Source organism: Mesorhizobium sp. B2-8-5, assembly GCF_006440675.2.
Taxonomy (GTDB): domain Bacteria; phylum Pseudomonadota; class Alphaproteobacteria; order Rhizobiales; family Rhizobiaceae; genus Mesorhizobium.
On record NZ_CP083951.1, the window covers coordinates 965614 to 982785 of the forward strand.

16 protein-coding genes are annotated in these 17172 nt (G+C 66.1%); 8 read left to right on the top strand and 8 right to left on the bottom strand.

The features are described from left to right. Positions 1-68: 68 nt before the first annotated feature. From trxA to FJ430_RS04600, 3 genes are all read left to right on the top strand, one after another. Positions 69-1061 (top strand): thioredoxin, encoded by a 993-nt coding sequence (gene trxA, locus FJ430_RS04590; RefSeq protein WP_140707414.1) that lies wholly within the window; start codon positions 69-71, stop codon positions 1059-1061. 276 nt (positions 1062-1337) lie between these two features. After that, a complete protein-coding gene (locus FJ430_RS04595) occupies positions 1338-2009 on the top strand; it encodes an LON peptidase substrate-binding domain-containing protein (RefSeq protein ID WP_140659057.1) in 672 nt (223 codons plus the stop codon). 23 nt (positions 2010-2032) lie between these two features. Further along, positions 2033-2278 (top strand): Trm112 family protein, encoded by a 246-nt coding sequence (locus tag FJ430_RS04600; protein WP_140707309.1) that lies wholly within the window; start codon positions 2033-2035, stop codon positions 2276-2278. A 252-nt stretch (positions 2279-2530) separates the two neighbouring features. Here FJ430_RS04600 and FJ430_RS04605 read toward each other — a convergent pair whose 3' ends face one another. From FJ430_RS04605 to FJ430_RS04615, 3 genes are read right to left on the bottom strand one after another with little or no spacing between them, the layout of a single operon-like run. Beyond that, positions 2531-5866, bottom strand: a complete 3336-nt coding sequence (locus FJ430_RS04605) for an error-prone DNA polymerase (protein WP_140707307.1) — start codon at positions 5864-5866, stop codon at positions 2531-2533. Continuing rightward, entirely contained in the window at positions 5863-7353 is a 1491-nt protein-coding gene (locus FJ430_RS04610) for a DUF6504 family protein (protein ID WP_140707305.1), read from the bottom strand. The genes FJ430_RS04605 and FJ430_RS04610 overlap by 4 nt, the downstream gene beginning before the upstream one ends. Continuing rightward, positions 7295-8302, bottom strand: coding sequence for an ImuA family protein (locus FJ430_RS04615; protein WP_140707303.1), 1008 nt, complete (start codon positions 8300-8302; stop codon positions 7295-7297). Before FJ430_RS04615 ends, FJ430_RS04610 begins: the two co-directional genes overlap by 59 nt. A 184-nt stretch (positions 8303-8486) precedes the next feature. On the opposite strand from FJ430_RS04615, the gene FJ430_RS04620 reads away from it, so the two are divergent. Continuing rightward, positions 8487-8924, top strand: a complete 438-nt coding sequence (locus FJ430_RS04620) for a metallopeptidase family protein (RefSeq protein WP_140647199.1) — start codon at positions 8487-8489, stop codon at positions 8922-8924. Between the two features lie 253 nt (positions 8925-9177). Here the strand turns inward: FJ430_RS04620 and FJ430_RS04625 are convergent, their stop codons facing one another. Then, entirely contained in the window at positions 9178-9384 is a 207-nt protein-coding gene (locus tag FJ430_RS04625; protein ID WP_140647198.1) for a DUF1737 domain-containing protein, read from the bottom strand. 29 nt (positions 9385-9413) lie between these two features. Further along, positions 9414-10292, bottom strand: a complete 879-nt coding sequence (locus FJ430_RS04630) for an HpcH/HpaI aldolase/citrate lyase family protein (protein ID WP_140707301.1) — start codon at positions 10290-10292, stop codon at positions 9414-9416. A gap of 543 nt (positions 10293-10835) precedes the next feature. Here FJ430_RS04630 and FJ430_RS04635 point away from each other — a divergent pair. From FJ430_RS04635 to FJ430_RS04650, 4 genes are read left to right on the top strand one after another with little or no spacing between them, the layout of a single operon-like run. Continuing rightward, the gene (locus tag FJ430_RS04635) at positions 10836-12371 is read left to right on the top strand and encodes a DUF4153 domain-containing protein (protein ID WP_226892077.1); all 1536 of its coding nucleotides are present in this window, start codon (positions 10836-10838) and stop codon (positions 12369-12371) included. Positions 12372-12374: 3 nt separating this feature from the next. Continuing rightward, positions 12375-13073, top strand: a complete 699-nt coding sequence (locus FJ430_RS04640) for a response regulator transcription factor (RefSeq protein ID WP_140707297.1) — start codon at positions 12375-12377, stop codon at positions 13071-13073. A gap of 59 nt (positions 13074-13132) precedes the next feature. Further along, a complete protein-coding gene (locus FJ430_RS04645; RefSeq protein ID WP_413467860.1) occupies positions 13133-14632 on the top strand; it encodes an ATP-binding protein in 1500 nt (499 codons plus the stop codon). A gap of 27 nt (positions 14633-14659) precedes the next feature. Continuing rightward, positions 14660-15826, top strand: coding sequence for an NAD(P)/FAD-dependent oxidoreductase (locus tag FJ430_RS04650; protein WP_140707293.1), 1167 nt, complete (start codon positions 14660-14662; stop codon positions 15824-15826). Here the strand turns inward: FJ430_RS04650 and FJ430_RS04655 are convergent. From FJ430_RS04655 to FJ430_RS04665, 3 genes are read right to left on the bottom strand one after another with little or no spacing between them, the layout of a single operon-like run. Further along, positions 15804-16340: an SRPBCC family protein gene (locus FJ430_RS04655; protein WP_140707291.1), complete on the bottom strand. Its 537-nt coding sequence runs from the start codon at positions 16338-16340 to the stop codon at positions 15804-15806. The two genes, FJ430_RS04650 and FJ430_RS04655, sit on opposite strands and share 23 nt — an antisense overlap. 44 nt (positions 16341-16384) lie before the next feature. Next, positions 16385-16834 carry an SRPBCC family protein gene (locus FJ430_RS04660; protein ID WP_140707288.1) on the bottom strand — a complete coding sequence of 150 codons (450 nt, stop codon included), beginning with the start codon at positions 16832-16834 and terminating at the stop codon, positions 16385-16387. Continuing rightward, the gene (locus tag FJ430_RS04665; RefSeq protein WP_140647191.1) at positions 16831-17151 is read right to left on the bottom strand and encodes an ArsR/SmtB family transcription factor; all 321 of its coding nucleotides are present in this window, start codon (positions 17149-17151) and stop codon (positions 16831-16833) included. Before FJ430_RS04665 ends, FJ430_RS04660 begins: the two co-directional genes overlap by 4 nt. Between the last annotated feature and the right edge of the window lie 21 nt (positions 17152-17172).

The window sequence follows — 17172 nt, forward strand, 5'->3', positions numbered from 1 at the left end:
CGGTTTTGAAATCCGACAATGACGCGCCGGGCGCCGACGCCCGAGAGCGTGACCGAAAGGGCGAGAATATGAGTGACGACAATCCGTATAGCGGCGCGTTCGGCGGCAATGGCGGCCAGTACGCCCAGACGGTGCAATATGGCGGCGGCGACCGCGCCAAGGTTTCGCTCGGCGACGCGCCGGCGGCGGCCGACCTGATCAAGGACACCACGACCGCCACCTTCGCCGCCGACGTCATCCAGGAATCGCGCCGCCAGCCGGTGCTGGTCGACTTCTGGGCGCCATGGTGCGGGCCCTGCAAGCAACTGACGCCGCAGCTCGAAAAGGCGGTGAAGGACGCCGGCGGCAAGGTCAAGCTGGTCAAGATGAACATCGACGATCATCCCTCGATCGCCGGCCAGCTCGGCATCCAGTCGATCCCCGCCGTCATCGCCTTCAAGGACGGCCAGCCCGTCGACGGCTTCATGGGCGCTGTTCCGGAAAGCCAGATCGCCCAGTTCATCCAGAAGGTTGGCGGCAAGGGCGGCGGCGCGCCGCAGATCGCGGACGCGCTTGCCGCGGCGGCCGAGGCGCGTACGGCCGGCGACGTCCAGACCGCTGCCGACATCTACGATGCGATCCTCGAGCAGGCGCCGGAGACGATCGAGGCGGTCGCGGGTCTGGGCGAGATCCTGTTCGATGCCGGGGATGCGGAAGGCGCGGAAGCCGTGCTGGCGCGGGCGCCCGAGGACAAGAAGGACGCGCCGGCGCTGGCGGCGCTGCGCGCCAAGATGACGCTTGCCGCGGAAGCGGCCGCGCTCGGCAATCCGGCCGAGTTCGAGCGCCGGCTCGCCGCCGACCCGGCCGACCATCAGGCGCGCTTCGACCTGGCGATGATCCAGAACGCGCGCGGCGAGCGCAGCGCGGCCGCCGACAACCTGCTGGCGATCGTCAAGGCCGACCGGACCTGGAACGACGACGGCGCCAGGGCGCAGCTGTTGAAATTGTTCGAGGCCTGGGGAATGACCGACGAGGCGACGCTCGCGGCACGCCGCAAGCTCTCGTCGCTGCTGTTTTCCTAGAACGGTTCGGCGTTTCACAGAATCGCCGAACCGCTTTAAGTTTGGTTTTGCGCAATTCCGGACGGGAGGCTACGGCGACGTCGCCGAACCTGACCGCCAGGCACTTTTCGCGGAATTGCCGTGAATTTTTTGCCGGCTATCGTGGCCGGCAGGCTTGCGCAGCGGGACGTCAGCGCCAGATAAGGGCGGGGCCGGACGCCGATAGAGGCGAGTTTGCCGGTGCGAGAGGAGATTGCAGCTTGATGCTCTTGCCGCCGTTGCTTTGGGAGGGTCGCGGTGCGCGTCGGTAACGCACTCTATCGGCTTGCCAAGGATCTGCCGCCGGCAATCCCGGTGTTCCCGCTTGCCGGGGCGCTGCTTCTGCCGGGCGGCCGCATGCCGCTCAACGTCTTCGAGCCGCGTTACCTGCAGATGATCGACCTGGCGATGGCCGGCTCGCGGCTGATCGGCATGGTCCAGCCCAGCCTTGACGGCGCATTGCGCGACGACGGCGAGCCCGAGCTGTGCAGCGTCGGTTGCGCCGGGCGCATCATCTCGCTCGCCGAGACCGGCGACGGGCGCTACCTGATCTCGCTGCAGGGCGTATGCCGGTTTCGCATCGTGCAGGAGCTCGCGGCAAAGGCGCCGTTCCGGCAGTGCAAGATCAGGCCGTTTTTGGCCGACCTCGATGAAGACCCGGCCGGCGCCGAGGTCGACCGGCCGGCGCTGCTCAAGGCGTTTCGCGCCTATCTGCAGGCCAACGACCTCGAGGCCGACTGGGAAAGCGTCAGCCGCGCCGAAAACGGCATGCTGGTCAACGCGCTGTCGATGATGGCGCCTTATGGACCGGCCGAGAAACAGGCGCTGCTGGAAGCGCCGGACCTGAAGACGCGCGCCGAGACGCTGATCGCCATCACCGAAATAACGCTGGCGCGCGAGGATGATGAATTTGGGTCAAGTCTACAATAGGTTGCCGGTACGGGGACGGGTTCATGGCTGACGGACGTGACGGGCGGAAGGCCGAGGTCGACCCGAAGCTGCTGGAGCTGCTGGCCTGCCCGCTGACCAAGGGGCCGCTGACCTGGGACCCCGAGCGCAGCGAGCTGGTCTCGCGCGTGGCGAAGCTCGCCTATCCGGTGCGCGACGGTATCCCGATCATGCTGCCTTCGGAGGCGCGCACGATCTCGGCCGAGGACATGCTGGCGCCGCGGACGCCGCGGCTCGGCGGGGCTTCGTGAAGACCTTTTGCTGACAACCGGAACGCTGGCGGGACAGCACCCCCCTCTGCCCTGCCGGGCATCTCCCCCGCAAGGGGGGAGATTGGCAGTTCTGGCGCTCCGCCATTCTTGCAACGTTGGAGATTGGCGAAACCGGCTGAGCGTTCAATCTCCCCCCTTGCGGGGGAGATGGCCGGCAGGCCAGAGGGGGGTGTGAAGGAACGCGGCTTCACAATGCGTCTTCGCTCCGATTGAGGTCGAAGAGCCTCTGCCTCACTGAAAATTCCGCCCTTTCGGCATGACTTGTTGCGCGGCACCCGACAGGGCCTCGATATCCTGGCGGACCGGCAGGCCGCGGCTTGCGGCGGACTCTGATCCAGCCGGCCGTTCGGCGGGATTATGCTCGATGACCGGGCGGTTGGACTCCAGCAACACGCTCAGCCAGGAGGTCAGATCCTCGATCCGGTCGGCGACGATGTGGATGACGTCCGATTCATGCTGCAGCTTGCCGGTGACGCGGATGAAGCGGGCGCCCATGACGACGGAGCGGAAGCGGTCGAAGACGCGTGGCCAGATGATGACGTTGGCGATCGATTTTTCGTCTTCCAGCGTGAGGAAGATCGCATTGCCCTTGCCTGGGCGCTGGCGCACCAGCACCAGCCCGGCGACGGAAACGCGGCGGCCGTCGCGCACCGACGGCAGGCGGGAATTGGGGGTGACGCCGGCGCGATCCAGCCTTTCGCGCAGGAAGGCGACGGGATGCTCCTTCAGCGACAGGCCGAGCGAGCGGTAGTCGTGCACGACATGCTCGCCGAGCGGCATTTTCGGCAGTTTCGTTTCCGGCTCCAGCTCGCGCAGGCTGAGCGACGGCTGGTCGAACAGCGGCAGTTTTTCGGCTGCGCTCTTGCCGTCGAGCGCCCGCACCTCCCAGAGCGCGGCACGGCGGTCGAGGCCGATCGAGCGGAACGCATCAGCCTGCGCCAGCTTCTCGATCTCGCCGACATCGAGGCCCGAGCGCAACCAGACATCCCTGACCGACCGATAGCCATCGCCGCGCTGGGCAACGACGATATCCATGCGCTCCTCGGACAGGCCCTTGATCTGGCGGAAGCCAAGGCGGACGGCATGCGCCGTCTCGATGACGCCGCGCATCGAGGCGTGGCGCTCGAGGATGCGGGACGGATCGAAGGCGGTGGCCTCCAGCGTGCAGTCCCAGACGGAATGGTTGATGTCGACCTCGCGCACCTCGACGCCATGGTCGCGCGCATCGCGCACGAGCTGCGCCGGCTGGTAGAAACCCATCGGCTGGGAATTCAGGATCGCGGCGCAGAACACGTCGGGAAAGAAGGTCTTGAACCAGCAGGAGGCGTAGACCAGCAGCGCGAAGGAGGCGGCGTGGCTTTCGGGAAAGCCATATTCGCCAAAGCCTTCGATCTGCTTGAAGCAGCGCTCGGCGAAGTCTCTGGGATAGCCTTTCTCGACCATCCCTTCGACCATCCGCGTCTCATAGTTGCCGATCGTGCCGGTTCTCTTGAAGGTCGCCATGGCGCGGCGCAGTTCGTCGGCCTCGCCCGGCCGGAAGCCGCCGGCGACAATGGCGATCTTCATCGCCTGCTCCTGAAACAAAGGCACACCGAGCGTCTTGCCAAGGATCTCTTCCAACTCAGGCTTGGGGTATTCGGCCTTCTCCTTGCCCTGTCGTCTACGCAGATAAGGATGCACCATGTCGCCCTGGATCGGACCGGGCCGCACGATCGCCACCTCGATGACGAGATCATAGAATTCGCGGGGCTTAAGCCGCGGCAGCATCGACATCTGAGCGCGGGATTCAATCTGGAAGACGCCCAGCGTATCCGCCCGGCAGATCATGTCGTAGACGCGCTGGTTCTCCGGCGGGATAGAGTCCAAGCTGTAGGGCCGGCCGTAATCGTCCCGCGCCTGCGGATAATGCTGCGTGAGCAAGGTCAGAGCGCGCTTCAGGCAGGTCAGCATGCCGAGCGCCAGCACGTCGACCTTGAGGATCTTCACCGCATCGAGATCGTCCTTGTCCCATTCAACCATCTTTCGCTCCTCCATCGCCGTCTTGACGATGGGCACGACCTCGTCGAGACGGTCCCTGGTGATGACGAAGCCGCCGACATGCTGGGAAAGATGGCGGGGAAAGCCCATGATCTCGTTGGCGCGCTCCAGCACCTGCCGCGACAGCGGATCGGTGCGGTCGAGACCGCCGGCATTGGCTTCCCTTGCGCCGAGCTCGGAGGTCGACCAGCCCCAGATGGTGCTGGACAGCGCGCTGCGGACATCTTCCGACAGGCCCATGGCCTTGGCCACCTCGCGCAAGGCGGAGCGGCCGCGATAGCTGATGACGGCGGCGGCCAAGGCGGTGCGCTTGGTGCTGTATTTCGTATAGATGTACTGAATGACCTCTTCACGCCGCTCATGCTCGAAATCGACGTCGATGTCGGGCGGCTCGTTGCGCTCTTCCGAGATGAAGCGCTCGAACAAGGTGTCGATGCGTTCCGGGCCGACCTCGGTGATGCCGATGCAGAAGCAGATGATCGAATTGGCGGCCGAGCCGCGGCCCTGGCAAAGGATGTCCTGGCTGCGGGCGAATTTGACGATGTCGTGGACGGTGAGGAAATAGCGCGCGTAGTTCAGGCGCTCGATCAAAGCGAGCTCGCTGTCGATGCGTTTCAGCACATAATCGGGAACGCCGGCCGGATAGCGCCTGACCGCCCCTTCCCGCGCCAGGCGTTCGAGCTCGGCCTGCGGTCCAAGCCCGGATTCGGTCGGCTCGTCCGGATAATTGTATTCGAGGTCGCTGAGCGAGAAGGTGAGCTCGTCGGCGAAGCGCAGCGTCTCCGCCAGCGCCTGCGGGTGGCGGCGGAAAAGCCGCGCCATCTCCAGCGGCGGCTTCAGGTGGCGCTCGGCATTGGCCGTCAGCTCGAGCCCGACTTCGGAAACCGGGGTGTTGAGGCGGATCGCGGTGAGCACGTCCTGCAGCGGGCGGCGGTCGGCGGCGTGATAGAGCACGTCGTTGGTCGCCATCAGCGGGACGCGGGCGTGCTCGGCCATCGACGCCGCCTGCTCGATGCGGAAACGATCGTTGCCGGCATAATCCGGCGCCACGGCCAGCCGGAGCGCCGCGCCGAAACGATCCTTAAGCCGGCTAATAAACGACAAGCCGTCCTCGGCGCCTGCCAACAGATCGGGCAGGATCGCCAGCGACATCCGATCGCCCCATTCGAGCAGGTCGCTCAACTGGAGCAGCGTCGCGCCCTTCTCGTTCTCGTCGCGCAGATTGGCCTGGGTCAGCATGCGGCAGAGATGGCCCCAGCCCTGGCGGTCGCGGGGATAGGCGAGGATATCCGGCGCGCCGTCGCCGAAAACCAGGCGGCAGCCGGGATGATAGGCCATCTTCTCCACCCTGGCCTGCTGCCAGGCGCGCACGACGCCGGCGACCGTGTTCCTGTCGGCAAGCCCGATCGAGGCAAAACCGTAGAACTTCGCGGTCACCACCAGTTCCTCGGGTTTCGAAGCGCCGCGCAGGAAGGAGAAATTCGAACTTATGCCGAACTCGGCATAGGGGATGACGGTCAGCGCGTTCATGCGAACACCCCATGCATGAACCAGCGCGGCGGCGCGGCCTGCGCGGCGCTGCTGTAGAGGCCCTGGCGGTAGAGCCAATAGCGGCGTCCCTCGCTGTCCTCGATGCGGTAATAATCGCGGGTCGGCGCCTCCTCCTCACCGGGCAATTGCCGCCACCATTCGGCGGCGATGCGCTCCGGCCCCTCGGCGCGGGCGACGCGGTAGAGCGCGCGCCGCCAGCGGAAATTCATTGGCGGACCTTCCGGGATCTCGGTCGCCGGCACCTCGATCGGCTCGGGCGAGCGGAACAGGCGCACCGGCCGCTCCGGCGGATAGACGGTCATCGGCGGCGCCGTTCGGGGCGGTGCTGCCCGGCCGGCCGCCGGGGCGCGTCTTTGCGGCGCTTCGGCGAAAGGCACGGTTTTGACGGCGCGTTCCGGCAGATGGCTTTCGACGGCCACCGGCTTCAGCACGGCGGCCTCGCCGAGACGGGCGCGGACGCGGTCGGCGAAGAGCGCGATGTCGGCGTCATCGTCGTTCGTCTCGCCGGTGAGGTCGCCCTGGGCCAAGTCGAAGGCCGCGACCGACAGCACGGACAACCGCACGAGGTCGAAGCCGAAGCCGGCGTCGATGGTCTGCTCCAGCGCGGTAAGCCGCTCATGGAACAGTCTTTGGATCAGCCGCGGCTCGCGCATCGGGCGCGAGGTGCCGACGGCGATGCGGCTGACGGCGCCGTCGACGCGGAAGAGAAGCAGCGCCAGCGTGCGCGCGCCCTCGCCGCGGCGTTCGAGGTCGCTCTTCAAGGCGATCGCCAGCCGGCTCACCAGCCGCTCGATGTCGTCGGTGAGCACGACCGGTTCGGCAAGGTGGCGCTCGACCGAGAGCGGCGCGACGGGAAGGCGCGGCGACACGGCCTCGTCGAGGCGGCCGAGCGCCTGGTCGAGGCGCAGAAGCAAGGTGGCGCCGAAGCGGCGGGCGAGCGGCGCGCGGGGCGCGGCCATCACCGCGCCGGCGGTGCGCAGGCCCACACTTTCCAGGCCGACGCGGGTTTCCGGCGTGATGCGCAGCGCCGACAGTGGCAATGGCGCCAGGAGCGCCTCCTCCTCGCCGCCGGCGATGATGCGGTCGCCATGGAAGCGCGCCGCCGCCCAGGCGGCGCCCGGCGTCGAAGCCAGCCCGGCGCGGACATCGAAGCCCTGCTGGAAGAAGCGGGTGAGGATCTCGTCCTGCATGGCGCGCTCGCCGCCGAACAAATGCGTGCAGCCGGTGACGTCGAGGAACAGCCCGTCCTCGCCGTCGATCGCCACCAGCGGCGTGTAGCGGTCGCACCAGTCGGCAAGGCCTTCGAGCAGCCGGCGGTCGGCTTCCGCATCGGCCTCGACCACATCGATCGAGGGATGCATGGCGCGCGCATCGGCGATGCCCATGCCGCGCTTCAATCTGAGCGCCTCAGCCCGCTCGTCGAGGGCCGCGATGCGCTGGGTGTTGTTGTCGCGATGGCTGATCACAAGCGGCGGGTGAGGTGACGGCAGGTGATGCGGGGGCCGGGAACGCCAGGACCGCCCCAGGCGCTGGCGCAGGATCCGCTCCGCGGCCAGATGCGGGAACCACAGCGACAGAATTCTCTGTTCTTTCTGCAAAAGCGTGTTCATGTGGGTTCCACTCCAGTGTGAATTGTCCGGGCAGGGCCGTGCGGCTCTTGCCGATATCGAGTTTGAAGGCGGGGCGTCCGATCGAGCCGGCGAGCGGCCCGGCGACGGTTTCGCGGCTTGCCGCCGCCGCCGCCGAGACGATGAGGCGCACCGGGGCGGCGGTGGGGTCGGCCTCGCCGGCCTGGCGCAGCAAAAGCAGCGGCCGGCCGGCATTCTGGGCGCGGGCGTGCAGCCGGCGCGTGGCGGTGAGGTCGAGCCGCTGCGGACTGCCGCGGATCTCGAGGATGACCGCGGCAAAGGCCGTCATGCGGGCGGCCTCCTCGGCGATCCACAGTGCGTCGAGCAGTTTTGGCGCCTCGGAAAACAGCAATTGCTCCGGTTCGATGCCGAACAGGGCGTGAAGGCCCCTGGCATAGGGAAAGCCGGCCTCGTGGAAAATTTCCGCCGTGCCGACCCAGAGGATCGGCAGGCCCTGCTTCTCTCTGAGGACCAGGCTTACGAGCGACAGCGCGAAGCCGGCAACGGCGCCGGCATCGCGGGTCTCCAGGCCATGGATTTCGCTGAGCGCCGCCTTGGGCAGGCCGCCGCCGAGGGCGGCGTCGAGGCGACCGATGCCGGTATGCAGGAAGGCGTCCGCCGAAGCCACGGCGAGGCCACGCCGGACGATCGTCCTGTCCGATCGAGTGGCATCCACGATACCACCGGCCGCCGACGCTTCCAGGCGCTCGGGCAGCGTTCCTTCGATCTTCGCGATCTGGCGGCGCAGGGCAAAAACAGTGTCCCGCGCCACGGCGCTCATCGCCATGACGTTCACTTCCGGCAGCAATTGTTCCTGTTATGTTCCTATAGATTCCAGAGGCGGCCGGAAGAGTCAAGCAGAGTCACAAGGAATTTATTCCTTCGAGCTTTTACCCTGAAAGCGAACGCCCAGCCGGCTCATTTGCCTCAATCGGCGCGAAAGCCTATATGCCGGGATCAAAGGAAATTTCATGGCCCGCATCTACAAGACACGCACCTGGCACGACCAGCTCTCGCCGTCGATGGACGAGATGGAGCTTCTGGCGCTGGAGACCTATGCCCATCTGCCGGACGAGTTCCGCAAGCTCACCGGCGAGATCATCATCCAGATCGCCGATTTCCCGACCGACGAGATCATGGACGATCTGTCGCTGGAGACGCCCTTCGACCTGCTCGGCCTGTTCGAGGGGCGCGGCATCGCCGAGCGCTGGAACCCGCAGACCGGCGAAGGTCCGAACCGCATCACGCTCTACCGCCGCGCCATACTCGACTACTGGGCCGAGAACGAAGAGACGATGGGCGACATCGTCACCCACGTGCTGATCCACGAGATCGGTCACCATTTCGGCCTGTCGGACGACGACATGGAGCGCATCGAGGAGGCGGCCGAGCAGGCGGCGGCGGGCTGAGCGCGCACTTCGTCATCCTAGGGCGAAGCAAGGAGCGAAGCGACGCGCGCAGACCCTAGGATCCATGCCGTTCCATCAACACCAAACCCGCGGTGCAGAACGGAACGCTTGCCGCCCGACACCCGCAAACGTCCCCTATATTCTGATCCGCTGCGCCTTTCGGCTCAGGTAACGGCATGGATTCCAGGGTCTTCGCGACGGAGCTTCGCTCCTGCTCCGCCCTAGAATGACGAAGTGGGGGCTGCCGCCCTTTCTACCAGTCGCTCAGCTTGGTGTCCGGGCCGTAGTCCTGCCCTTCGACATCCTTCACCACTGCCTGGCCGCAGCGCATCGACTTGGTCTTCTTGTCATAGGCGTAGGTGGGCGAGCCGAACAGGTGCCAGCCCTTGTTCAGGGCCGCCGTCACCTTGTGGCAGAAAGTTGAATCGTCCGGGCCGGACAGAAAGCGGTAGAGTTTCATTTTTCGAGCCTGTCTTGAATATCGGCGCATCATGCGCCGATGATTATTGCCTTCGCCAGTAGTTTCTCGGCTTCCGCCAGATGCAGCCGCTCGACCATGCGGCCGTCCATCGCGATCACGCCCTTGCCGGCATTTTCGGGCCGCGCGAATGCATCCCTGATCGCACGCGCCCTGGCCAGCGCCTCGGGCGACGGCGAAAAGGCGTAGTTCGCCGGTTCGATCTGGGCGGGATGGATCAGCGACTTGCCGTCGAAGCCCATGGCCGCCCCGTCGGCGCATTCGCGCGCCAGGGCATCGAGGTCGCGAAAATCATTGGCGACACCGTCGATCACGTCGAGGCCGCCGGCCCGCGCGGCGAGCACCAGTTGCATCAGCCAGGGCATCAGATAGCGCCGGTCGGGCGTCGCCAGGATGCCGGTCGCCTTCACCAGGTCATTTGTTCCGGCAACGAAACAAGCGAGGCGCGACGCCGGATCGCGGCCGAACTCGGCGATGGCGCCGATGTTGAGCAGCGCCTTGGGCGTCTCGACCATCGCCCATAGTTTCACGCTGTCCGGGGCGAAATTGTCGTCGAGCAGGTCGCCCGCTTCGAGGATGTCGCGCGGCGTGCCGATCTTGGGCAGGAGAATGCCGTCGGGCTCGGCCTTGGCCATGGCCAACAGATCGTCGGCGCCCCATTCGCTGGCGAGCGGGTTGACGCGCACCACCATCTCGCAGCGTTTTTCGCGCCGGCCAAGGATGCCGGCAATCTTGTCGCGCGCGGCTTTCTTGTCGGCGGGCAGGACGGCGTCCTCGAGATCGATGATGACGGCGTCGCAGGCCAAGGCGCCGATCTTGGCGAGCGCCTTGTCGTTCGAGGCGGGAATGTAAAGCACCGAGCGGCGCGGGCGGTAGGTGTCGACGGTCATGGCCGATCTATGCCGGGTGATGGCGGATGAGGCAAGGCGGGGAGTAATCTTCTCCTTGAGGGGCCGCAAGGGTGAGATGCCCGGCAGGGCGGAGGCGCACGCTGTCCTGCCAACCCGTCCTTCGTCATTCTAGGGCGGAGCAAGGAGCGAAGCGACGCGCGCAGACCCTAGAATGACGAAGGATAGATCGCAGCTTCACGCGCAAGAACCCTCTCTATCGCCTTTGACGACATCCCAGGGGCTGGCACCGCCATATGCGATGCCGTACTCGAGCGTCTCGGGCGCCGGCGCCAGGCTGTCCTGCACCAAATCTGCAAATCTGTGCGGAAAACCTCCTCCAATCCGCCGCGCGTTCACCGTGCCCGTCGGCGATAAAGCAGGCATGCGAACACCTCACACATCCCGCTGGTTCCTGCCGCGCCGGCTCCGCGACGAAGGCTGGTGGCTCGTCGAGCCGCAAAGGCGGCGCGTGACGGCGACGGTGCTTCCGTTCAGATCGCGGCCGGCATGCGGCGGCGCTAACACAGCCAGGAAAGCCCAGCGATGACGACGATGACCGTGACGGCGCCGGCGAGCACGACATCGCCTGTCCCGAGCTACTGCCGCCGCGTCGGCGCCGCCGCGCTGCTGGTGGCGCTGGCCGATTTTCTTTTCTACGGCCAGCCGGTCGGGATCACCGTCTTCATCTTCGCGACCGTGCTCGCCGCCACGGTCGTCGCCATGCATCCGGCGGCGCTCAGCGACGGCCGGGTCTGGCTGAAGCCGGCCGCGCTGTTCGCCGCGCTGCTGCCTCTCGTCGAAAATGTCAGCCCGCTTTCGCTGCTGGTCGCTGTCACGGCACTTGCGGTCTTCGCGCTGTCGTTGGCCGGGCGGCTGCGCAGCGAACCTGCCCGAATAGCCCGCCAGCTCAGCCTGTTCCTGGTCGCAGCGCCCTTCCGCTTCGCCCGCGACTTCTTCCGCTGGCGCAAGGCAGCGCGGGAACTCGGTCAGCGGCGGCTTCAGCTTACGGCGATTGTCGTCTGGATCATGCCCTTGACGCTTGGCGTCGTTTTCCTGGCGCTGTTCGGCGCCGCCAATCCAATCATCGAGCACTGGCTGTCGCTGATCGACCTCTACGCGCTCTTCGAAAAAATCGAGTTCGCGCGGCTGATCTTCTGGCTGACCATGCTTGCCGGCGTCTGGGCGTTCCTGCGGCCGCGCCTGCCGCGCTTCGCCTTCCGTGTCAGGCGCGTTTTGCCTGCCACGCCCGTAGCGAGACCGGCGAAGGCCGAGGACAACCTCTTCGGCAAGGCGGCCATCCTGCGCGCGCTGATTGTCTTCAATGGCTTGTTCGCGGTGCAGAGCGCGCTCGACGCCACCTATCTCTGGGGCGGGGTCGCCCTGCCCGACGGGATGACCTATGCCGCCTATGCGCATCGCGGCGCCTATCCGCTGGTCGCCACCGCGCTGCTCGCCGCCGGCTTCGTGCTGGCGGCGCTGCGCTCGGGCAGCGAGACGTCCCGGGATCCGCTGATCCGCGGGCTGGTCTATCTCTGGGTGGCGCAGAACATCGCGCTGGTGATCTCCTCGATGCTGCGGCTCGATCTCTATATCGACGTCTATGCGCTCACCTATCTGCGCATCGCCGCCTTCATCTGGATGGGACTGGTGGCGGCGGGACTGGCCCTCATCGTCGCCCGCATCGCGCTTCAAAAATCCGGCGAATGGCTGCTTTCCGCCAATCTTCTGACGCTTTCGGCGACGCTTTATGCCTGCTGCTTCGTCAACTTCGCAGCAACGATCGCCAACTTCAATGTCGACCATTCCCTGGAAATGACCGGATCCGGCACTCCGCTCGACACGCCATATCTGCACTCGCTCGGCGCTGTCGCCATGCCGGCGCTGGACCGCTACTACACACACAAGATCGGAATGCCGACCACTTATCTGGCCGACCAGGTGATGATCGACGATTATCTTGCCGAACAAAAGAAATGGCGCGCCTGGAGCTTTCGCGACTGGCGGCTGGTGCGGGTTCTCGACAACAGAGGCCCGCTCGTGCTTCCTCCATCTGCGCAACCGTCCGCACCGGGCCATTGATCGATGCCGCATAATATCCTCGTCGCCGACGACGACCCGCATATCCGCGAGATCATCTGCTTCGCGCTGGAAAAGGCCGGCATGAAGACGGCCGGCGTCGCCGATGGCGCCGCAGCACTCCAGGCGGTCGAGCGCCGCGCGCCCGACCTCATCGTACTCGACATCGGCATGCCGGAGATGGACGGGCTCGAGGTCTGCCGCCGGCTCAGGCAAAAATCCGACGTGCCGGTGCTGTTCCTGTCCGCGCGGGATGAAGAGATCGACCGCATTCTGGGTCTGGAGATGGGCGGCGACGACTATGTGACCAAGCCGTTCAGCCCGCGCGAGCTGGTCGCCCGCGTCAATGTCATCCTGCGGCGCGCGCGGCCGGCCGCCGCGGAGGAAGAGGCGGACGATCGTGAATTCACGCATGGCAAGCTCATGCTCGTCCCGGCAAGCCATGAAGCAAGTTTCGGCGGCAGGCCGCTCACCTTGACGGCGATCGAGTTCGCGATCCTGAAAGGCTTCCTCGCCCGTCCGCAGCACGTGCTTGGCCGCGACGCGGTGATGGCCAATGCCTATGCCTCCAACATCCATGTCTCGGAACGCACGGTCGACAGCCACATCCGCAACGTGCGGGCCAAGCTGGCCGCGGTCGGCTGCCTCGATGCGATCACGACGGTGCACGGCGTCGGCTTCCGGCTCGGCCGATGCGGTGGTTGAGCAAGGAAAGGTGGCGGCCGCGGCTCGCCACCGTCGTCGTCGTCATCCTGATCCTGGTCATGGCGTTGCCGCTGGTCGGGCTGTTCTTCTTCCGGCTTTATGAGAACCAGCTGATCCGCCAGACCGAGGGCGAGCTGATCGCGCAAGGGGCGGTCGTCGCCGCCGTCTATGCCAGCGAGGTGCGCGCGGCCGGCATCGCCCCGGAAAGACTGGGGGCGCCAGTCTCGGCCGATCCGGCAAGGGACAACAACTATCCCTATGATCCGATCGAGCCGCGCCTCGACCTTGCCTCGGACGATGTCATGCCGTCGCGGCCGGCGGCGCTTCCCGCCACGCCCGATCCCGCCTTCGCGGCAATAGGCGCGCGGCTCGACGGCATTCTCGACGAGACGCAGAAAACGACGCTCGCTGGCTTCCGGCTGCTCGATCCACGCGGTGTGGTGATCGCCGGCGGCGACGAGGTCGGCCAGTCGCTCGGCCAGATCGAAGAGGTGCGGACCGCGCTTTCCGGCACCTATGCCAGCGAGCTCAGGCTGCGCATCCCCGACCAGCCGACCCCGCCGCTCTATTCGGTCAGCCGCGGCACCAAGGTGCGCGTCTTCGTCGCCATGCCGGTCGAGCTCGACGGCCGGGTCGCGGGCGTGGTCTATCTGTCGCGAACGCCGAACAACATCGTCAAGCACCTCTATGGCGAGCGCGGCAAGGTGACGTTGGCGGCGATCGCCATCCTCGGCGGCACGCTGCTGATCGCGCTGGTGTTCATCCGCACCGTCAGCCGGCCGATCTACGCGCTGATCGAGCGAACGAAACGCATCGCCGCCGGCGACCGCGAGGCGATCAGGCCGCTCGCCCATCACGGCACGCGCGAGATGGCGGCGCTGTCCGCGGCCTTCCTCGACATGGCGCAAAAACTGCAGGCGCGCTCCGACAGCATCCAGACCTTCGCCACCCATGTCTCGCATGAGCTGAAATCGCCGCTGACGGCGATCCAGGGCGCGGCGGAGCTGTTGAGGGATTCCGGCGGCGCGATGGACGAGGCCGAGCGCAAGCGTTTCTCCAACAACATCGTCACCGACGCCGGGCGGCTCAATCTCCTGGTGCGCCGGCTGCTCGACCTGGCGCGCGCCGAGAACCTGGAACCGAGCGGTGACAGCACGACGCTTCATGCGGCCCTGGCATCCTTGCCGGTCGACACCAGGCTGGAAGCGCGGCTTGAAGGCGGCGGCGACATCAGGCTCGGCATCTCGGCTGAGAATCTCGGCATCGTGCTCGCCAATCTCATCGACAATTCGGCACGACATGGCGCCCGACAGGTGGCGATCCATGCCTCAGCCGATGGAGAGCGCGCGTCGGTCCGGATCGGCGACGACGGCGACGGCATCTCGGCCGCCAACCGCGCCAGGATCTTCGAGCCGTTCTTCACCACGCGGCGCGAGACCGGCGGCACCGGCATGGGGCTCGGCATCGTGCTGGCCCTCCTGAAAGCGCATGATGGCACGATCAGGCTGGTTGACTCCGAGCGCGGCACGCGCTTCGAGATCGACTTGCCGGTTGCGTGAAGACGCGACCGAATGATCGGAGAAAAAATGCGCTACGACATCGTCATCATCGGCGGAGCCATCGTCGGGTCCTCGGTCGCCTACTATTTGCGCGAGGAGGGCTTTACCGGCTCGATCGCGCTGATCGAGCGCGATCCGCAGTTTCCGCATGCGGCGACGACGCTGTCCCTGGCTTCGATCCGCCAGCAATTCTCCATCCCGGAAAACATCCGCCTGTCGCAGTTCACGCTGAAACTGTTCCGTCGGCTGGAGGAAATCTTCGGCGCCGACGCCGATATCGGCTTTCGCGAGGGCGGCTACCTCATCCTCGCCGGCGAGGCCGGCCTGCCGATCCTCAAGTCCAATCACCAGACGCAGGTCGCCGAGGGCGCCGATATCCTGCTCGAGGACGCCGGGCAGCTGGCGCGCCGCTTCCCGTGGCTGTCGGTCGAAGGCATCACCGCCGGCGCCTTTGGCCGCAGCGGCGAGGGCTGGTTCGACGCGCATGCGCTGCTGACGCTGTTCCGCAAGGCGCTGCGCGACAAGAAGATCGATTTCATTACGGCATCCGTCACCGGCATTGCGCGCGACGGCAATCGCGTCACCAGTGTAAGCCTCGACAATGGCGAGACGCTGGAAGCGGGCATTGTCGTCAACGCCGCCGGGCCGAATGCCGGCAAGGTGGCGGGTTTTGCCGGGCTTGCGCTGCCGGTCGAGCCGCGCAAGCGCAACGTCTTCGTCTTCGAGGCGCGCGAGAAATATGCCGACATGCCGCTGTTGGTCGATCCGTCAGGCATCTATGTGCGGCCGGAAGGCTCCGTCTACCTCACCGGCGGCGCTGAGCCGGAGGAGGGCGATGTCGCGCCCGATCCGAAGGATTTCGACGTCAACTGGCCGCTGTTCGAAGAGGTGATCTGGCCGACCTTAGCCACCCGCATCCCGGCCTTCGAGGCGATCAAGCCGACGCGCGCCTGGGTCGGGCATTACGACTACAACACGCTCGACCAGAACGCGGTGATCGGACCGCACCCGGAGGTCGAGAACTTCCTCTTCGCCAACGGTTTCTCCGGCCACGGCCTGCAGCAGGCGCCGGCGGTGGGGAAGTCGCTCGCCGAGTTGATCGTGCATGGCGGCTACCGGACGGTGGACTGCAGGGCGTTTGGATATGAACGGGTGGCGGAAGGAAGGGCGTTCAGGGAATTGAATGTGATCTAGCGCCAGCGCTCTCTTCTCCCCTTGCGGGAGAAGGGGCGGCCGCGCCGGCAAAATAGCCCTGCAGCCATCCAAGCACCCGCGCCCAGCCTTCGGCATGTTCGGCCGCCGCATCCGGGAAACCCGCGAAGCCGCCATGGCAGACGGTGAGCCGCGTGCCGCCGCCGATCGGCTCCAGCAGATAAGCCACCGTCGTCTCGTGATGCCCCAGCGCCGGATGGTCCCAATCGTAGCGCCGCGTCTGCACGATGCGGCGCGGCATCTCGATTTCGAGGAATTTTCCGCCGGCGGGGAGGTGTCTGCCGTCGGCGGCCTGTACCGTGACGTTCCAACCGCCGCCGACACGCAGATCGGCGGACCAGTCGGTCATGCGGTAGGTTTCGGGCGAACCCCACCAGCGCTCGACTTCACTGGTGGCCAGCGCCGCGATAACCTCGCCCGGCGAGGCGCAAAGCTCGGCCGAGGCCATGACCGTGTCTGCATTCGCCATGGCTTGCGGTATCGACAAGTGAAGCATCAGATTAACTCCACCAAGGATTGTCTCGTATCCGAAACGAACGTTCACCCCTTTGAAGGCGGGCGCTCGAAACCCTTGCCGGTTTCAAGCAGACTCTTGAGGCTCGCCAGAACCAGTGGCCAGCCCTTGGCGACGTTCGGGATCAGCCTGTGCGGGCCGTCAGCCTCGTGGATGACGGCGAGCTTCATCAACTCACCATCGGGCTCTATGGTGAAGGTGCAGCGGGTGTAGCCGTCCTCCTTGACCTCGGGCATCCATTCGTTGCGCCATTTGATGACCAGGCGTTTTGGCGGGTCAACCTCGAGGATCTCGCCCGAGTCGGCGACGCGCCCGTCGGGGAAGACCAGTTTCCAGCTCGAACCGACCTTCCAGTCGCTCTCCTGATGGGAGCAGAGGAAGAACTGCCGGTTGAATTCCGGATCGGTCAGCGCCTGCCAAAGTTTTTCAGGCGTCGTGCGGATATAGGTGACATAAACAAAGCTGTTCTCGCTCACGGCTCTTCCCTTTCAAGGCGTTGCTTCAGGTGGCTGAGGGCAGCAAGCCGCCCCCGCTCGAACTTGCCGATCCAGCGCTCGGCGATCTCGTTGATCGGAACGGGGTTGAGGTAGTGCTCCTTCTCGCGGCCGCGGCGCATGGTGGTGACGAGGTTGGCCTCCTCGAGGATCGCCAGGTGCTTGGTCACCGCCTGGCGCGTCATCTCCATATGCTCGCAGAGCGCGTTCAGCGTCTGCCCGTTCCGGGCATGGAGACTGTCCAGCAATTGCCGGCGGGTCGGGTCGGCCAAAGCGCGAAAGACGGCATCCATGCTCATGGCTCTAATATGCAACCATTT